We start from the raw sequence: 17,790 nt of genomic DNA, 5'->3' as shown, positions 1-17,790 counted from the left end.
TAAAATGGAGGATAAGGTATGTTGAATACTGGAAATAAAGACTCAATGGTTAGAAGAGTGCTAGTTGAAAAAAGAGACGGATTTGACCTTGAGGCTAAAGCTTTAAAAAAGGATTTAGTGGAAAGTTTACACATAAGTAGTATAGAAGATTTAAGAATATTAAATAGATATGATGTAGAAGGAATATCAGAAGATGTTTATGAAAATGCAGCAAAGACAATATTTTCTGAACCAAATCTAGATGTAGTATACTATGAGGAAATACCAGAATTAAATGGAGAAAGAGTATTTGCAATAGAATTCCTACCTGGTCAATATGACCAAAGGGGTGACTGGGCAGCTCAATGTGTCCAAATAGTAAATCAAGGTATAAGACCTGCTATCAATACAGCAAAGGTTTATATATTATCAGGTAAAATAACTGATGAAGAATTTAGCAAAATAAAAGATTACTGCATAAATCCAGTGGATAGTAGAGAAGCATCTTTAGAAAAACCAGAAACATTAAAAATGGAAACTGAGATACCAACAGCAGTTGAAATATTAGATGGATTTATAGATTTAAATGAAGATGGATTAAAATCATTTGTAAGTGACAAAGGATTAGCAATGACTTTAGGAGACTTACAACATGTTCAAAAATACTTTAAAGATACAGAAAAGAGAAACCCAACTATAACAGAAATAAAAGTTCTAGATACTTATTGGTCTGATCATTGTAGACATACTACTTTTATGACTGAAATAGAAAATGTAAAAATAGAAGATGGTAAGTTTAATGATATAGTAAAAGAAGCGTATCAAATGTATCTTAACTCAAGAGACAATGTATATGTTAACAGACATAAAGATATATGCTTAATGGATATAGCTACAGTTGCAGTAAAAGAATTAAAGAAAAATGGAAAACTAAATGACCTAGACGAAAGTGAAGAAATAAATGCATGTAGTATAAATGTGGATGTTGAAGTCGATGGCAAAATGGAAAAATATTTAGTAATGTTTAAAAATGAAACTCATAACCATCCAACTGAAATAGAGCCATTTGGTGGAGCTGCTACTTGTTTAGGTGGAGCTATAAGAGACCCATTATCAGGAAGAAGTTATGTTTATCAAGCAATGCGTGTTACAGGAAGTGCTGACCCAAGAACAACTTTAGAGGACACTTTACCTGGAAAGCTTATGCAAAGAAAAATAACTACAGAAGCAGCTCATGGATATAGTTCATATGGTAACCAAATAGGTCTTACAACTGGACAAGTTGCAGAAGTGTATGATGAAAACTTTGTTGCAAAGAGAATGGAAATAGGTGCAGTTATAGCAGCAGCACCAAAAGAAAATGTAGTAAGAGAAAGACCAGAAGCAGGAGATGTAATAGTTCTTCTTGGAGGAAAAACAGGAAGAGATGGCTGTGGAGGCGCAACTGGTTCGTCTAAAGAACATAGTGAAGAATCAATATTAACTTGTAGTGCAGAAGTTCAAAAAGGTGATGCTCCTAACGAAAGAAAAATACAAAGATTCTTTAGAAATAAAGAAGTTGCTCAAATGATAAAAAGATGTAATGACTTTGGAGCAGGTGGAGTTTGTGTTGCTATAGGTGAGATTGCTGATAGTTTAGATATAAACTTAGATTTAGTGCCTAAAAAATACGATGGACTTGATGGAACAGAGCTTTCAATATCAGAGTCACAAGAACGTATGGCAGTAGCTATAAAAAAAGAGAATAAAGATAAATTTATACAATTGGCTGTAGAAGAAAACTTAGAAGCTACACATGTAGCTACAGTAACTGACACAGGATATTTAAGAATGTTCTGGAATGGAAAGGCAATTGTTGATATAAATAGAGAATTTTTAGATACAAATGGAGTAAAACAAACTACTGATGTTCATGTTTCTAAAGTAGATGAAGAAAATACATTCTTTGCTTCTAATGAAATAGTAAAAGACGTTAAATCTGCAAGTATGAAAGATAAGTTTACAAAAGTATTATCAGACCTTAACGTTTGTTCTCAAAAAGGATTAGTAGAGATGTTTGATAATACAATTGGTGGAAATACAGTACTTATGCCATTTGGTGGAAAGTATCAAGCTACTCCAACTCAAGGTATGGTTGCTAAGATACCAGTTCTTGGTGGAGAAACTAATACTTCTACAATAATGACTTATGGATATAATCCAAAAGTAGGAAAATGGAGTCCATTCCATGGAGCTTTATATGCAGTAGTAGAATCTGTATGTAAATTGGTTGCTATTGGAGGAAATTACAGTACAACAAGACTTACATTCCAAGAGTACTTTGAAAAACTTGGTAACAATCCAGAAAAATGGGGTAAACCATTCTCAGCACTTTTAGGAGCATTTTATGCACAAAGTAAGTTCGAGATACCTGCTATAGGTGGAAAAGACAGTATGTCTGGTACATTCAAAGATATTGAAGTTCCACCAACATTAGTTTCATTTGCTGTTGATACAGTAGATGCTAGAAAAGTAGTGTCTTCAGAATTTAAAAAAGCAGATTCAAAAGTGGTAATGTTATGTGTAAATAAAGCAGAAAATGATGTTATAGATTTTGAAGAACTAAAGAAAAATTTAGATAAAGTAAGAGAACTTATACATGGAAATAAAGTTTTATCAACATATGCATTAGGATTTGCAGGTGTGGGTGAAGCAATAAGTAAAATGGCTTTTGGTAATAAAATAGGATTTAAGTTTAATGAAGAAGCTGAAAAAGTATGTACAGATGATAAATTATTTGAAGCTAGTTATGGAAATATAGTACTTGAATTAGCAAATGATGATTTAAGTATGTTAGATGGATATAATTACATAGTGCTTGGAAGTACAGTTAAAGATGCTAGTATAGTTATTAAAGGTGAAGAGATTTCATTAGACGAATTATATAAAACGCATTGTAGTACTTTAGAGCCTATATTCCCAACTAAAACAGAAGAAGTAAAATCAAAGATAGAGACTATAAACTATATATCACAAGGAGAGGCTAAAAAATCATCATTAAGTATAGCTACTCCAAGAGTATTTATACCAGCATTCCCTGGAACAAACTGTGAATATGACTCTGCAAGAGCATTTGAAAGAGCAGGAGCTAATGCAAATATAAGAGTATTTAAGAATTTAACTTATAAAGATATAGAAGATTCTATAGATACAATAGTGAATGAAATAAAATCTTCTCAAATAATAATGTTACCAGGAGGATTTAGTGCTGGTGATGAGCCAGATGGTTCTGGTAAATTTATAGCTACTGTATTTAGAAACCCTAGAGTGCAAGAAGCTATAAATGAGTTTTTAACTCAAAAAGATGGTTTAATGTTAGGTATCTGTAATGGATTCCAAGTATTAATTAAGTTAGGCTTAGTTCCATATGGAGAAATAAGAGTTCCAAGTGAAAGTGCACCAACACTTACTTACAATAATATTGGTCGTCATCAAGCTAAGATTGCTAGAACTAGAATTTCATCTAATAAATCTCCTTGGTTAGCTCAAACTAATGTTGGAGATATTCACAATATAGCAATTTCTCATGGAGAAGGTAAATTTGTTGCTAGTGAAGATGTTATGAGAGAATTAATTGCTAATGGACAAGTAGCAACTCAGTATGTTGACTTTAATAATGAAGCTACTTATGATATTGAGTTTAATCCAAATGGTTCATTCTATGCTGTTGAAGGTATAACTAGTGCTGATGGTAGAGTGTTTGGTAAAATGGGGCATTCTGAGAGAATTGGCGAGGAAGTATTTAAGAATATCATAGGTGAGAAAGATCAAAAGATATTTGAATCTGGAGTTAAATATTTTAGATAAGGTTTTAATAATTAATTAGTAATTACAATATATTTTATATATTTAGATTTAAAGGGATGTAATAATGTGATGATAATCATTTAATGTTACATCTCTTTTTTTATTTATATAAAATAATATATATTCTACCTAAGTCAAAATATGAGTTATGTTATAATTAATTATTAAATAGAGTTGAATATTTATTGGAGGGTAAAACAGTCAATGAAAATATTAATAACAGGGTCCAATGGGCAATTAGGGAGAGAATTGGTCAATCAATTAGAATCAATTAATCAAAGTATAAAACAACCAAAATATGATGTATTACCTACAACAAGAGATGATTTAGATATATCTAATCAAACTAATGTAGATAGTTTTATAGCATATAATAAACCTGATGTAATTATAAACTGTGCAGCATATACAAAGGTCGATGCATGTGAAGACAATATAGAAACTGCATATAAAATAAATGCTTTAGGAGCTAGAAATTTAGCAATAGCATCAGAAAAAGTGAATGCTAAACTTGTTCACATATCAACTGACTATGTATTCAATGGTCTTTCTAAAAATCCATATAGAGAAGATAATAAAATTGAGCCTAATTCTGTTTATGGGAATAGCAAACTTATGGGAGAAAAATTTGTAGAACAATTCTCACACAAGTATTTTATTTTGAGAACAGCATGGTTATATGGTGATGGAAATAATTTTGTGAATACTATGATAAGACTTTCTAAAGAAAATAAAGAAGTTAATGTTGTTGATGACCAGTTTGGGAGTCCGACAAGTACAGTAGACTTAGCAAAGGTTATAATAAATATTATGGAAACAGAGCATTATGGAGTTTATCATGCTACATGTAAAGGTGAGTGTAGTTGGTATAATTTTGCTAAAAAGATATTTGAATTAAAAAATATAGATATAAAAGTAAATCCAATTAAAAGTAAAGATTTTAAATGTAAGGCTAAAAGACCGCCATATTCTGTATTGGATAATTTTATGTTGAGATTAATTGGATTAAATTCATTTAGGAATTGGGAAGAATCTATTGAAGAGTATTTAAAAAGATATGACATAAGTGAAAACTAAACGTACTGTTTTTAGAAAATAAAATAAGATATTACATAAAATATAAATATTTCTTTTATTTATCCGATAATCATAATATGATAAAAAACAAATTTAAGGATGGAATAAAAATGAAAGGAATTATTTTAGCAGGAGGGTCTGGGACAAGACTATATCCAATAACAAAATGTATATCCAAACAAACACTTCCAATATATGATAAACCAATGATATATTATCCTATGTCAGTTCTTATGTTAGCAGGTATACAAGAGATACTTATAATATCTACACCAAGAGATATAATAGCATTTGAAGAATTATTTGGAGATGGAAGTTCGTTAGGACTTAAAATAACATATGCAATTCAGGAAAAACCAAATGGGATTGCAGAAGCATTTATAATAGGAGAAGAATTTATAGGTAATGATAGTGTAGCACTTGTATTAGGTGATAATATATTCTATGGATACGGATTTAGTGAGAGATTAGAAAAGGCAGTTAAAAGAAGTGGAGCAACTATATTTGGGTATCATGTTAGTAATCCAAATGCGTTTGGAGTTGTAGAATTTGATAAAGACTTAAATGTATTATCAATAGAAGAAAAACCTAGTATTCCTAAATCTAATTATGCTATACCAGGATTATATTTTTACGATAGTGATGTTGTAGAGATAGCAAAGCTTGTTGAACCATCAGATAGAGGTGAATTAGAAATAACCTCTATAAACAATGAATATCTAAAAAGAGGAAAACTTAAAGTGGAACTTTTAGGAAGAGGTATGGCTTGGTTGGATACTGGTACACACAAGGGGCTGTTAGATGCTTCTAATTATGTTGAAGTAGTTCAAACAAGACAGGGCTTGTACATAGCATGTTTAGAAGAGATTGCATATACAAAAGGATATATAAATAGAGAGAAGTTAATTGAACTAGCTAAGCCACTGATAAAAACTGAGTATGGCCAGTATCTATTAAAACTAGCCAATGAATACATTTAATATGATATAAAATTTACTATAAATTTTATTTACTAAAGGAGTTTATTGTAATGGAAAAATTTAATTTTGTAAAGACAAAAATAGAAGGATTATATATAGTTGAACCAAATGCATTTTATGATGATAGAGGATATTTTTTTGAGAGCTATAATAAAAAGAATTTTATGGAGTTTGGACTTGATATGTGCTTTGTTCAAGATAATGAATCTAGCTCAAGGAAAGGTGTCTTGAGGGGAATGCATTTTCAAAATAAATATCCTCAAGGAAAATTAGTTAGAGTTACAGAGGGAGAAGTATTTGATGTTGCAGTCGATTTAAGAAAAGATTCCAAAACATTTGGAAAGTGGGAAGGGGTAATACTGTCTGATGAGAATAAAAAGCAATTTTACATTCCAGAAGGTTTTGCACATGGTTTTTTAGTTTTATCAGAAAAAGCAGTATTTAATTATAAGTGTACAAATTATTATTATCCAGAATTTGAAAGTGGTTTTATGTGGAATGATAAAAATATAGCTATTGACTGGCCTTTAGAAGGAATTGAAGAGATATTCCTATCAACAAAGGACAAAACACAGAAAGAGTTTAAAGATATTTATAAGGAACTTTAATAAAAGTTTATTAAAATTGACATTTAGGAGAAAAAATATGAAAAAAATACTGATAACTGGAGGAGCAGGATTTATTGGAAGCAATTTTGTACATTATATGCTTAATAAATATGTAGATTATTCTATTGTTAATTTAGACTTATTGACTTATGCTGGCAATTTGGAAACATTAAAAGAAGTACAAGATAAGCCAAATTATAAATTTGTTAGAGGAGATATTTCAGATAGAGAGCATGTCTATAAATTATTTGAAGATGAAAAGTTTGATATAGTTGTTAACTTTGCTGCTGAATCTCATGTAGATAGGTCAGTTGAAAATCCACAATTATTTATACAAACAAATATTATAGGAACACAAGTACTTTTAGATGCATGTAGAAAATATGGGATAAAAAGATATCATCAGGTTTCTACAGATGAAGTCTATGGTGATTTACCAATTGATAGAAAGGATTTATTCTTTACAGAGAAATCAGCTATTAATCCAAGTTCCCCTTATTCAGCGTCTAAAACAGCAGCAGATTTATTGGTGAATTCTTACTATAGGACATATGGATTACCAACAACTATATCTAGATGTTCAAATAATTATGGGTCATATCACTTTCCTGAAAAACTGATACCACTTATGATTTTAAATGCCTTGGAAGACAAACAATTGCCAGTGTACGGTAACGGAGAGAACATAAGAGATTGGTTGCATGTATATGACCATTGTACTGCTATAGACTTAATAATACATAAGGGTAATATTGGTGAAGTCTATAATATAGGTGGTCACAACGAAAGAAGTAATATAGAAGTGGTAAAAACTATATTGAATATTTTAGGTAAATCCGAGGATTTAATATCTTATGTAAATGATAGACCTGGTCATGATTTAAGATATGCCATTGATGCATCTAAGATAGAGCACGAGTTGGGTTGGAAGGCAAAATATGATTTTGATTTGGGCATAAAAGAAACTGTTAGATGGTATATAGAAAATGAATCTTGGTGGAAAGCTGTTTTATCAGTCTAACTTTAAAGTTTATAAAATTGTGAAAGGGGAGTATTATATTGAATGAAATAAGTTCACTAATTAATATATTAGCATTGACACAATTATCGGGCAGTAATTCTACAAGTCAGTGTAACTGTGGATACAATAACTCATCTGGATTTGATATGATTATGATGTCCTTATTGAAAGCATTGTCACAGAATAATCAACAAACTTCTAGTGGATACAATTTATTATCTGATTCTGAAAATTTATTTAATGAGCTTGATAATATAGCAAATAATACAGTTGGAAAGTTTATAGAAGTTGATACAAAGGATAAAAACGTAAAATCCAGAATTGAAAATGCTGTGGAGCAAGCATCAAAAAAATATAATATAGATGCAAATCTTATAAAAGCAATAATTAAAGTTGAGTCAGATTTTAATCCAAATACTGTGTCTTCTGCTGGTGCAAAGGGGCTTATGCAGCTTATGCCAGAAAATTGCAGAGATTTGGGTGTAACAGATCCATTTAATATAGAACAGAATATAGATGCTGGAACTAGACATATTAAGGAGTATATAGATATGTTTGGAGGTAGCATAGAAATGGGATTAATGGCATATAACGGAGGACCTGGCAGAATGAAAAGCAGAGGAGTTGAATCAATTTCTGACTTGTATAAGATGCCAAAAGAAACACAAAATTATATTCCTAAAGTTATGAAATATTATAGAGGGTAGGCTTTATTATGGGTATAAATATAGATAAGCTAAATATAAGTCCAAGTAGAAATATAGAGGTTAAAAAACTAAAAGAAAATAATAAATTTTATGACAATTTAAACTCTGTAAAACAATCTTCCTCAATGGAAGATATAAAACGAAATCTGGAAAGTGTAAAAAGGGCAGGGGAAAGGCTTGTACTCACTCAGAACTATGGCGATATTAGTATATATAAAAATGCAGTAAAAGAATACCTAAAATCAGTTGTAGATAATATGTATTCACTTGATAAAAATAGTAGTTTTTGGGAGCATCAATACTATAAGAATGTAAAGATTGTTGATAATAAACTTGAGGATATGACTAGTAAGTTACTTAGTGAAGAAAAAGAAAACATAGATATTGTTTCTACTGTTGATATGATACAAGGCTTGTTGATAGACATGTATAGATAAGGTTATACAAGGAGAAAAGTTTTATGAATAGCAAAAAAGAGGATATATATGAATTGAATTTTGGGCAACTAATAGAAGAAAAGACTGGCGTTATAGAAGAAAATCAAAATGTTTTTAATGCAAAAGTAAATGTAGCTGTTTCTATAGGAAATACAACGGAAACAATAAAAAATATACTAGAATTAAAAGAAGGCTCTATAATAAAACTAAATAAGAATGTGGATGAAAAATTAGATATATATGCAAATGATAGATTGTTTGCTTATGGAGAAAGCATTATTACAAATGAAAAATTATCTGTAAGATTATCTAAAATAGAAGATTCAGATATAAATTAGCACTTTAAATAGTATCCCTTTAGGCTATTCTGTATGAATTTAGCTAAGGGGATATTTTTATAAAAAATTTAAAATATGTTTGAATCATATAAATGTTTTTATTTTCTGAGCGATAATTAAATTATAAGTATGTAATTTTGGAGGTGAAAATATGGATGTTAAAAATGTAAGTTCAAATATTGTAGTGAATAATTATTTAAAGAATACATTAGGTGTAAAAAAAGTTGAGGAAGTTCAAAAAACTAGTAAAACAGACAAGATAGAGCTATCTAAATTTGCAAAGGAAATGGCAAGTATATCAAATATGAGTGATGAGACTATTAGGAATAAAAAAATCGATGAAATAAAAAATGCATTGGAAAATGGAACTTACAAAATAAAACCAGAAGAAATTGCGAAAAAAATGATAGAGGATATGCGAGGATAAAGTCATGATTACAGACTTAAAAGTTATATTGTATGAAGAAAAAAAGATACTTAATAATATGATGGAATTATTAAAAGAACAATTTGATTATATAGTTGAAAAAGACATAGAAAATTTAAATAGATTAAATCCTAAATTAGAGGATATTAGTAGAGAACTTGCATCTATGGAGATAAAAAGAAGACAATTTTTTAGTGATGATATTCCAATGAGTGAAGTTGTTGAAAATAGTAATGATGAATATTTAAGAGAAATATATACAGATTTAAAGCACATTATTGCTTTAGCTAAAAATCAACAGGAATCAAATGATTCTCTAATAAAGAAAGAACTTATTTTTACGAAAAAAATGATTAATTTCATAAAACCAGCTGATAAACAAACTACAACTTATAATTCTTATGGAAATATTAGAAAATAGATATTGGGAGGAGAAATATGGCGGGATTATTTTCCATTTTAAATACAGCTAATTCAGGAATGAATGCGCATCAAAAAGCAATACAGACAATTTCTCATAATATAAGTAATCTAGACACAGAAGGTTATTCTAGGCAAAGGACAGAATTTGCCACAAATAGCCCAATGTATATGCCTAGTTTGAACAATGCAATTGGAAGAGGTCAATTAGGTACAGGTGTACATGTAACAGATGTAACAAGAGCTAGAAATAGTTTTTATGATTATCAATTTAGAGCAGAAGCTCATAAATATGGTAAGACAGTCTCAAAGTATGACTATTATAATACTATAGAAACTATAATAAATGAACCATCAGACTATGGAATATCTTCAGGTATAGATGATTTTTTCAAAGGGTGGGAATCATTAGCAAAGGATATAAATAGCGATAGTAAAAAAAGTTTAGTGGTAGAAAATGCATCAAATTTAGCAACTTTAATAAGTGAGAGTTATAAAAAGCTTGATAAGTTAAAAGGAGATATAGATGACAATATAGACTCTGAGATAAAACAGATAAATGACATGTTAAAAAGCCTTGAAGATTTGAATAAATCTATTGATGTTATATCTGGTTCTGGCTCTACTCCGAATGACTTACTTGATGAAAGAGATAGAATATTAGATGACTTAAGTTTTAAATTAGACCTTGAAAATGGCGATGTTAAAAATATGCTTGCAGATGGTAAATTAGAACTTAATGAACTAAAAAATCCAGGTGGAACTTGGAAAACAGGTGTATCAGGAACTTTACAAGGTTTGTTTGAAATGCATGGTAAGATTGATACATATAAAAGCGATTTAAAAGACGTATCTGATGGATTAGCTAAACAGATAAATGATGTTTATAATACGTCTGCTGGAATAACAGTAAGAGATTTTTTTATAACTTCAAATGTAGCTGGTGAAGATATCATAAAGGTAAATCCAGCTATAAAGAGTAACCCAAATGAACTAAAACTTACTGCTGATGAGGCTTCAAAGATTGCTAAACTAAAAGACGAAAAAATAGATATTGGGGCAGTTGGTGGAAAAGTAAGTACAATAAGTGACCACTATAAAGCTTTTGCAGAATCAGTGGGTTTAGATTCTCAAAAAGTAAATCAAGATGAGGTGAATCAACGTAAAATTATAAATAATATTGATAGTTCACGAATGAGTGTTTCAGGTGTATCGTTAGATGAAGAAATGACAGAGCTTATAAAAGTACAACGTTCCTATCAAGCTAGTGCAAAGGTTATGTCAACAGCTGTGCAACTGTTGGATGTTGTAATAAATGGAATAATTTAATAGAAGGAGGAATTTATAATGAGAGTCAGTACAGGTATGATGTCTAGCAGTTATCTAAACTCGTTACAAGATAATCTACAAAGGTTAGATAAAGTTAATAGACAAGTTAATACAACAAAGGAAATAAACAAACTATCTGATAATCCATATAAAGCAATAAAAATATTGAATTCAAAAAGTGAAATAAAGACTATGGAGACTTATATTGAAAACTGTAATGATACAGGAAATTGGTTAGAAACTACTGATACTGCATTAGATCAACTTGGAAAATTATTATCGGATGTAAAGAAAACTTTGGTGGCAAGTGGTGATGGTGCATATTCAGAGGATGAACTAAAGACTCTTAGTAATTCAACTAATGAAAAAATGAAAGAAATTGCAAATGCTTTAAATGCAACACATGAAGGTAAATATATATTTTCAGGATCAAATACAGGTACACCACCTGTTCAATATGTTGAAAATGCAGATGGTTCTGTAAGCTTAAAATTTAACAGTGGTATAAATTTAAACAAACTACAAGATTCTTTAAGTATGAACATAGCTCAAGGTATAAATGTAGAATATAATGTTAAGTTAAGTTCTCTTGGTTTTGACCCAACAAAAACAGATCCATTTGAAGATTTAAATAATATATCGAGAAAGTTAATAAATCCTAGTGATGCAGATATAAAAGACTTGACAACGACATGTTTAAGTGGTGTAGATAAGTTGATTGAGAATACAGTTAATACTAGATCTATATATGGAACTAAAGCAAATACTGTAGATGCAATGAAGGAAAAGAATGATGAAAATTTGATTCAGTTAAAGGATATTCTATCACAAAATGAAGAGATAGATTATGGAGAAAAACTTGTCCAATTAAAGGCGGCAGAATTAACTTATCAAGCTTCACTACAAACAGGAGGAAAGTTATTTAATGTATCTATATTAGATTACATATAGTAAAATAACGCAGATATGATGAAAATTACATTAAAAAAAGGTATACTAGGGTTTGAAAATCTAAAAGAATATGAGCTTTTAGATATAGAAAATAATAATACTTTAAAAGAATTTAATTCTATTGAAGAAGATTGTATAGGATTTATTGTTATATCACCATTTGAGATTATCGATGAATATGAGATAACTTTAAATCAAGATATAATAGAAAAACTCAAAGTAGAATCGCCTAATGATATTATAATATTTAATATATTAACTCTTGGACCAACTTTAAAAGAATCAACTGTGAATATGAAAGCTCCTATAATAATAAATATAAAAAATAATTATGGTATGCAAATAATTTTACAAGAAGAAAATTACAGTATAAGACATCCATTATTGAGAGGTGATGATGGATGTTAGTGATTTCTAGAAAAAAGGGAGAGTCAATACTTATAGGAGAAGATATTGAGGTTAAGGTAGTAGGTGTTGATGGAAAGAATATTAAATTGGCTATATCAGCACCAAATGATATAGGAATACTAAGAAAAGAAATTTATGAAAAGATAAAAGATGAAAATATAAAAGCAACAAAGATAAATATAGAGATTTTAAGTAACTTAAAATAAAAGTATTTGGAGGAAGTAGTATATGTATGGAGAAAACCCTTATAATTCTTATAAGCAAAATTCAATATTTATGGCATCAAAGGAACAATTATTACTTATGCTTGTAGATGGTGCAGTGAAGTATACAAAGATAGCTAGACTATCTATTATAGATAAAAATATGCAAAGGGCACATAAAGAACTTGTTAGAGTTCAGGATATATTTACAGAGCTAATGGTTACATTAGATCAAAGTGCAGGTAAATGGGCAAAAGATATGTATAAAGTTTATGATTTTGTAAGATATGAGTTATCAAGAGCGAATATAAGAAAAGATATACAAGTAATAGATGAAGTATTACCAATAATAGAACAAATTAGGGATACCTGGTATGAAGCAGATAAAAAAAGTAAAGATGAAAGAAAAAGAGGATAATTAAATGGGTTTAAACATAGAAAAATTACAATATTCTTCGCAAGAACAACTATTACTTATGCTTGTAGATGGAGCAGTAAAGTATACAAGAGTAGCTAGGGCTGCTATTGTTGATAATGATATGGACAGTGCCCATAAGGAGCTAATTAGGGTACAAGATATATTTGCAGAACTTATGGCTACTTTGAATCAAGATGTAGGTCAGTGGGCAAAAGATATGTACAAAGTGTATGATTTTATAAAGTATAAATTGTCAAATGCAGATTTAAATAATGGTATACAAATAATAGATGAAGTTTTCCCAATAATAGAGCAAATTAGAGATATATGGTATGAGGCAAGTAGCAAAAGTAGAGAGTAATATAAGGAGGGTTATTATGTCAAATATAAGTCCAATTAGAGTTACAGGTCTCTCAGGCAGTTTTGATATGGAAGGTGTAATAGAGGCTAGTATGATAAAAGATAAGGAAGCTGTTGATAAAGCTAAACAAGCACAGCAGATAGTTAAATGGAAGCAAGAAATTTATAGAGATGTTATTCAAGACTCCAAGAATCTATATGATAAATATCTTAGTGTAACATCAGAAAATAGTATACTAAATAATAAAGCTTATTCATCACTGAGCATAAAGAGTTCTGATGAAAGTATAATATCAGCTAGTGGTTCAGCAGGAGCTGATAAGATAAATTATCAATTTGCAGTAAGTCAAATGGCTGAGCCTGCTAAGGTTACAATAAAACTAAATACAACTTCTCCAATTGTTACACAGTTTCCTCCAAATGCGAGTGGTGCTAGTTCATTGACTATAGGTGATGTAAATATACCAATAACAGAACAAGATACCACAAGTACTATAGTTAGTAAAATAAATTCTCTTTGTTCAGATACAGATATAAAAGCATCATATAGCGAAATGACAGGTGAACTAATTATTTCTAGAAAACAAACAGGTTTAGATTCAAAGATTGATTTAAAAGTAACAGGAAATGATGCATTAGCCAATCAAATATCAATAGAAAATGGTGTTGCTTCTACAGATGATGGAAGTGGAAGCAAAGAGTTTGTATTGGTAGGGAAGAATTTAGAAGCTAAAGTTACAGATTCTAAGGGTAGAGATACATATATAAGTAAATCTGAAAATGTATTTACTATAGATAATGTAGATTATACAGTTAATGGAAAAGGCAATGCAAAACTTACTTCTGTGACGGATACTGAAAAAGCAGTAAAGAATATGAAGGATTTTGTTGAGGATTATAATAAATTAATGGATAAAGTATATAGCTTAGTAACTACAAAAAAATCTCCAGATTATCCACCTCTTACAGAAAAACAAAAAGAGGATATGACAACTGAGGAAATAGAGAAGTGGGAAAAGAAGGCAAAAGAAGGGATACTTAGAAATGACAGTGAATTGAGATCCTTTGTCGAAGATATCCAAAAATCTTTTTTTGGCTCTTCAAGTAATATTAATCTTTTAAAAAGTATGGGTATAAGTGAACACGCAGATTACAATAAAAAAGGCCAGATATCATTTAATGAAGAAAAATTTTCAAAGGCTCTAGTAGAAAATAGTGATAAAGTTTATAAAGATTTGGCTGGATTTTCTTCAAATTTTGAAGATAAAGGTATGTTTGAAAAACTAAAAAGTATTGTGTATGAATATGCTGGTAGCTCTGGGTCGAAATTGGCTGAGAAATCAGGTATAGCAAAAACTGCATCTGCTAGTGAAAATATATATTCTAAAGATATTGCTGATAAAGAAAAAAATATAAATAGGCTTGTAGAAAAAATGAATGCTAAGGAGGCTAAGTTGTATAGCAAATATTCAGCTCTTGAATCTTTACTAAACAAATACAATTCTCAGATGAACTATTTTTCACAGAATAAATAAGAGTAGGAGGTATCATGAATGAATTAGAAGAAAAGATAAATTTATACAAAATTATATCTGAGCAAATTTTAAGTATGATTACAAACAACAAATATAAGGATATAAATATCAAGTTGGATGAGAGACAACATATTATAAATAGTATAAATGAAATTGATAAAGATTCTTTTATAGAGAAATACAATGAATTAGGAATGATTGAAATCGATAATAAGATTAAAGGAATTCTTAATGAACAGTTAGCAATAGTGAAGAAAGAATTGTATGAATATAGACTAACAAAACAAGTTAATACGATGTATTCTAATTCAAACAGAGAAAAAATAAATATTTTCAATAAAAAAGTATAAAGTTAAGCATAATATGTCCGATTATATAGTTAGATAAAATAATAGTAGAAATGACAAGGATGTCAACAACACTAAGGAGGGTAAATAATGAGAGTTAATACAAATGTAAGTGCTTTAATAGCAAATAATCAAATGGGAAGAAATGTAAGTGGGCAAAGTAAATCTATGGAGAAATTATCTTCTGGGGTCAGAATAAAAAGAGCAGCAGATGATGCAGCAGGTCTTGCTATATCTGAAAAAATGAGAGCTCAGATTAAAGGTTTAGATCAAGCTGGAAGAAATGTTCAAGATGGTATATCAGTTGTACAAACTGCAGAAGGTGCGTTAGAAGAAACTGGTAATATACTACAAAGAATGAGAACTTTATCAGTTCAGGCTTCAAATGAGACTAATACTAAAGAAGAAAGAGAAAAAATATCTGATGAATTAAGCCAATTAAATAGTGAAGTTGAAAGAATATCAACATCAACATCATTTAATGGAAAAACATTGTTAGATGGTAAGGCTACAGAAATAAAATTACAAGTTGGAGCAAATGATGCAAGTGATAACCAAATAACAGTTAATCTGATTAATACTGCAAGTGTAATGAGTACAGCTGGAATAACTGCTAGTGCAATATCAAGCTTAAATGATAGTGGAACAGTGGGTACTGCTAGTGCTAAAACAATGGTATCTAATCTAGATAAAGCACTTGCATCTATAAACTCAGCAAGAGCTAAATTAGGAGCACAACAAAATAGACTAGAATCAACTCAAAATAACTTAAATAACACATTAGAAAATGTAACTGCTGCTGAATCTAGAATAAGAGATACTGATGTAGCATCAGAAATGGTTAATTTGTCTAAGATGAATATATTAGTACAAGCATCACAATCAATGTTAGCTCAGGCAAATCAACAACCACAAGGAGTATTACAACTATTAGGATAATATAAAAAGTAAGGGATAAAGAGTAAAGCATTGCTTTACTCTTTATTTTTAATAATTTATAACAGAAAGGAACAAGATTATGTTACTTAGTATTGTAATGATGGTTAAAGACGAAGAAAAATTTCTAGGGAAATCACTGAAATCATTGAAACCTATTATAGAAAGGTTAGATAGTGAGCTTATAATACTAGATACAGGTTCTAAGGATAAAACTGTAGAAATAGCAAAAAAATTTACAAGTAATGTTTATTTTCAAAAATGGAATGATGATTTTTCAGATATGAGAAATAAATCAATATCTTATTCAAAAGGTGAATGGATACTCATAGTAGATGCAGATGAGATATTAACTAAACATGAAGATTTATTAATGTTTTTTGAAACTGGAATATATAAAAAATATAATTCTGCTTCAGTAAACCTTAAAAATATATTTGCAAATTTTGAGTCTGATGAGAGATTGACAACAACTGTGACACTAATGAGATTATTTAGAAGTGACAATTTTAAATATGAGGGAAAAATTCATGAACAACCAATATATGAAGAACCAATATATAAAAACATAGCTGAATTTGATCATTATGGATATTTTTATGAGGATGAAGAGTTTAAGCTTAATAAAACTAAAAGAAATGGAATATTATTGTGTGCAGAGTTAAAGGAAAATCCTGATAATCCATATATAAATTATCAAATGGGTAAGAATCTAGTATCTGAAGGTGAAGAAGTGGAGTCACTTGAATATATAGAAAAAGCCTATAAACTATATAGAAAATATGGAGATGCACCAGAATATGTATATACAAGTTTGGCAAATAGATATATTGTGAATGGAAAATATAAAGAGGCTGAAGAATTATGTACTAGATATATAACAAAAGATAAAAATAATATTGATATATATTACTATTTAGGTAATGTACAAAAATCCCTTGGAAAAATAAAAAACAGTATTATATCATTTGAGAGATATATTTATCTTGTAGATAATTATGACATTAGTACACAATCAAACTCTTTATTTGCGGATGGAAATTGTATCTCTAATAGAGATACTATCATTTGCGAAATTATATTTATGTATTATGCAATGGAAGAATACCATAAAGTTATAGAAAAGTATAATAATATAAATAAGTATATATATAAAAGACAAGTAAACAAATTTTTATTTGCATCTTTAGAAAAAGTTAATAAGTTGGATGAAATATTGGAGTATTATAATAGATTACCAGATTCTAATGTAGAAAGAGATAGTTTTTTTTATGCTCTAGAACAATTAATCAAAAGCTTAAAGAAAGAGAAAAAGTTAAAACTTTATAGTATGCTTTCTGCTATAGATGGAAATTATGGAAAGCTAAATCGTATAAGATTAAAAAATGAAATTTCATTAGATGAATGCAAAGAAATATTAAAAAATGAAAGAAATCCTATTTATGGAGTACTCATTAATATAG

The 17,790-nt window shown here is 29.1% G+C and carries 20 protein-coding genes; all 20 read left to right on the top strand.

Annotated elements, in window-relative coordinates:
• Positions 1-18: 18 nt before the first annotated feature.
• Positions 19-3,825: a phosphoribosylformylglycinamidine synthase gene (locus tag KGF50_RS06965; RefSeq protein ID WP_227847395.1), complete on the top strand. Its 3,807-nt coding sequence runs from the start codon at positions 19-21 to the stop codon at positions 3,823-3,825.
• A gap of 204 nt (positions 3,826-4,029) precedes the next feature.
• Entirely contained in the window at positions 4,030-4,902 is an 873-nt protein-coding gene (gene rfbD / locus KGF50_RS06960) for a dTDP-4-dehydrorhamnose reductase (protein WP_227847394.1), read from the top strand.
• A 110-nt stretch (positions 4,903-5,012) separates the two neighbouring features.
• Positions 5,013-5,882 carry a glucose-1-phosphate thymidylyltransferase RfbA gene (rfbA, locus tag KGF50_RS06955; RefSeq protein WP_227827797.1) on the top strand — a complete coding sequence of 290 codons (870 nt, stop codon included), beginning with the start codon at positions 5,013-5,015 and terminating at the stop codon, positions 5,880-5,882.
• A gap of 50 nt (positions 5,883-5,932) precedes the next feature.
• Positions 5,933-6,490: a dTDP-4-dehydrorhamnose 3,5-epimerase gene (rfbC, locus tag KGF50_RS06950; protein ID WP_227847393.1), complete on the top strand. Its 558-nt coding sequence runs from the start codon at positions 5,933-5,935 to the stop codon at positions 6,488-6,490.
• 37 nt (positions 6,491-6,527) lie between these two features.
• A complete protein-coding gene (rfbB, locus tag KGF50_RS06945) occupies positions 6,528-7,511 on the top strand; it encodes a dTDP-glucose 4,6-dehydratase (RefSeq protein WP_227847392.1) in 984 nt (327 codons plus the stop codon).
• A 38-nt stretch (positions 7,512-7,549) separates the two neighbouring features.
• Positions 7,550-8,218: a lytic transglycosylase domain-containing protein gene (locus KGF50_RS06940; RefSeq protein ID WP_227847391.1), complete on the top strand. Its 669-nt coding sequence runs from the start codon at positions 7,550-7,552 to the stop codon at positions 8,216-8,218.
• An 8-nt stretch (positions 8,219-8,226) separates the two neighbouring features.
• Positions 8,227-8,655 carry a YaaR family protein gene (locus tag KGF50_RS06935; RefSeq protein ID WP_227827793.1) on the top strand — a complete coding sequence of 143 codons (429 nt, stop codon included), beginning with the start codon at positions 8,227-8,229 and terminating at the stop codon, positions 8,653-8,655.
• A gap of 23 nt (positions 8,656-8,678) precedes the next feature.
• Positions 8,679-8,993 (top strand): FliM/FliN family flagellar motor switch protein, encoded by a 315-nt coding sequence (locus tag KGF50_RS06930; protein WP_227434646.1) that lies wholly within the window; start codon positions 8,679-8,681, stop codon positions 8,991-8,993.
• A 151-nt stretch (positions 8,994-9,144) separates the two neighbouring features.
• On the top strand, positions 9,145-9,420 hold the full coding sequence (flgM, locus tag KGF50_RS06925) for a flagellar biosynthesis anti-sigma factor FlgM (RefSeq protein ID WP_227827792.1): 276 nt from the start codon (positions 9,145-9,147) through the stop codon (positions 9,418-9,420).
• A gap of 4 nt (positions 9,421-9,424) precedes the next feature.
• Positions 9,425-9,841 (top strand): flagellar protein FlgN, encoded by a 417-nt coding sequence (locus KGF50_RS06920; RefSeq protein WP_227827791.1) that lies wholly within the window; start codon positions 9,425-9,427, stop codon positions 9,839-9,841.
• A 17-nt stretch (positions 9,842-9,858) separates the two neighbouring features.
• Entirely contained in the window at positions 9,859-11,169 is a 1,311-nt protein-coding gene (flgK, locus tag KGF50_RS06915; RefSeq protein ID WP_227847390.1) for a flagellar hook-associated protein FlgK, read from the top strand.
• An 18-nt stretch (positions 11,170-11,187) separates the two neighbouring features.
• Positions 11,188-12,120: a flagellar hook-associated protein FlgL gene (flgL, locus tag KGF50_RS06910; RefSeq protein ID WP_227827789.1), complete on the top strand. Its 933-nt coding sequence runs from the start codon at positions 11,188-11,190 to the stop codon at positions 12,118-12,120.
• A 15-nt stretch (positions 12,121-12,135) separates the two neighbouring features.
• Complete coding sequence (locus KGF50_RS06905; RefSeq protein ID WP_227847389.1) at positions 12,136-12,528, top strand: flagellar assembly protein FliW; 393 nt, start codon at positions 12,136-12,138, stop codon at positions 12,526-12,528.
• Positions 12,522-12,734 carry a carbon storage regulator CsrA gene (gene csrA, locus KGF50_RS06900; RefSeq protein ID WP_227827787.1) on the top strand — a complete coding sequence of 71 codons (213 nt, stop codon included), beginning with the start codon at positions 12,522-12,524 and terminating at the stop codon, positions 12,732-12,734. Before KGF50_RS06905 ends, csrA begins: the two co-directional genes overlap by 7 nt.
• A gap of 22 nt (positions 12,735-12,756) precedes the next feature.
• A complete protein-coding gene (gene fliS / locus KGF50_RS06895) occupies positions 12,757-13,149 on the top strand; it encodes a flagellar export chaperone FliS (RefSeq protein WP_227827786.1) in 393 nt (130 codons plus the stop codon).
• A gap of 4 nt (positions 13,150-13,153) precedes the next feature.
• Positions 13,154-13,510: a flagellar export chaperone FliS gene (gene fliS, locus KGF50_RS06890; RefSeq protein WP_227847388.1), complete on the top strand. Its 357-nt coding sequence runs from the start codon at positions 13,154-13,156 to the stop codon at positions 13,508-13,510.
• Positions 13,511-13,526: 16 nt separating this feature from the next.
• Positions 13,527-15,044: a flagellar filament capping protein FliD gene (fliD, locus tag KGF50_RS06885; RefSeq protein WP_227847387.1), complete on the top strand. Its 1,518-nt coding sequence runs from the start codon at positions 13,527-13,529 to the stop codon at positions 15,042-15,044.
• A gap of 14 nt (positions 15,045-15,058) precedes the next feature.
• Positions 15,059-15,394, top strand: coding sequence for a flagellar protein FliT (locus KGF50_RS06880; RefSeq protein ID WP_227827783.1), 336 nt, complete (start codon positions 15,059-15,061; stop codon positions 15,392-15,394).
• Between the two features lie 87 nt (positions 15,395-15,481).
• The gene (locus KGF50_RS06875; protein WP_227827782.1) at positions 15,482-16,330 is read left to right on the top strand and encodes a flagellin; all 849 of its coding nucleotides are present in this window, start codon (positions 15,482-15,484) and stop codon (positions 16,328-16,330) included.
• Positions 16,331-16,409: 79 nt separating this feature from the next.
• Positions 16,410-17,790 (top strand): glycosyltransferase family 2 protein (locus tag KGF50_RS06870; RefSeq protein WP_227847386.1); only part of this gene is annotated, 1,381 nt, incomplete at its 3' end.

The sequence above is a fragment of the Clostridioides sp. ZZV15-6598 genome (genome assembly GCF_020657705.1).
GTDB lineage: Bacteria > Bacillota > Clostridia > Peptostreptococcales > Peptostreptococcaceae > Clostridioides > Clostridioides difficile_F.
The sequence above is the reverse complement of the archived record's forward strand: the minus strand, read 5'-3'. Positions and strand labels throughout refer to the sequence as shown.

Bases quoted from the DNA above. Each gene is read 5' to 3' on its own strand.
- KGF50_RS06965 (WP_227847395.1), top strand. From the start codon at position 19: ATGTTGAATACTGGAAATAAAGACTCAATGGTTAGAAGAGTGCTAGTT.
- rfbD (WP_227847394.1), top strand. From the start codon at position 4,030: ATGAAAATATTAATAACAGGGTCCAATGGGCAATTAGGGAGAGAATTG.
- rfbA (WP_227827797.1), top strand. From the start codon at position 5,013: ATGAAAGGAATTATTTTAGCAGGAGGGTCTGGGACAAGACTATATCCA.
- rfbC (WP_227847393.1), top strand. From the start codon at position 5,933: ATGGAAAAATTTAATTTTGTAAAGACAAAAATAGAAGGATTATATATA.
- rfbB (WP_227847392.1), top strand. From the start codon at position 6,528: ATGAAAAAAATACTGATAACTGGAGGAGCAGGATTTATTGGAAGCAAT.
- KGF50_RS06935 (WP_227827793.1), top strand. From the start codon at position 8,227: ATGGGTATAAATATAGATAAGCTAAATATAAGTCCAAGTAGAAATATA.
- KGF50_RS06930 (WP_227434646.1), top strand. From the start codon at position 8,679: ATGAATAGCAAAAAAGAGGATATATATGAATTGAATTTTGGGCAACTA.
- flgM (WP_227827792.1), top strand. From the start codon at position 9,145: ATGGATGTTAAAAATGTAAGTTCAAATATTGTAGTGAATAATTATTTA.
- KGF50_RS06920 (WP_227827791.1), top strand. From the start codon at position 9,425: ATGATTACAGACTTAAAAGTTATATTGTATGAAGAAAAAAAGATACTT.
- flgK (WP_227847390.1), top strand. From the start codon at position 9,859: ATGGCGGGATTATTTTCCATTTTAAATACAGCTAATTCAGGAATGAAT.
- flgL (WP_227827789.1), top strand. From the start codon at position 11,188: ATGAGAGTCAGTACAGGTATGATGTCTAGCAGTTATCTAAACTCGTTA.
- KGF50_RS06905 (WP_227847389.1), top strand. From the start codon at position 12,136: ATGATGAAAATTACATTAAAAAAAGGTATACTAGGGTTTGAAAATCTA.
- csrA (WP_227827787.1), top strand. From the start codon at position 12,522: ATGTTAGTGATTTCTAGAAAAAAGGGAGAGTCAATACTTATAGGAGAA.
- fliS (WP_227827786.1), top strand. From the start codon at position 12,757: ATGTATGGAGAAAACCCTTATAATTCTTATAAGCAAAATTCAATATTT.
- fliS (WP_227847388.1), top strand. From the start codon at position 13,154: ATGGGTTTAAACATAGAAAAATTACAATATTCTTCGCAAGAACAACTA.
- fliD (WP_227847387.1), top strand. From the start codon at position 13,527: ATGTCAAATATAAGTCCAATTAGAGTTACAGGTCTCTCAGGCAGTTTT.
- KGF50_RS06880 (WP_227827783.1), top strand. From the start codon at position 15,059: ATGAATGAATTAGAAGAAAAGATAAATTTATACAAAATTATATCTGAG.
- KGF50_RS06875 (WP_227827782.1), top strand. From the start codon at position 15,482: ATGAGAGTTAATACAAATGTAAGTGCTTTAATAGCAAATAATCAAATG.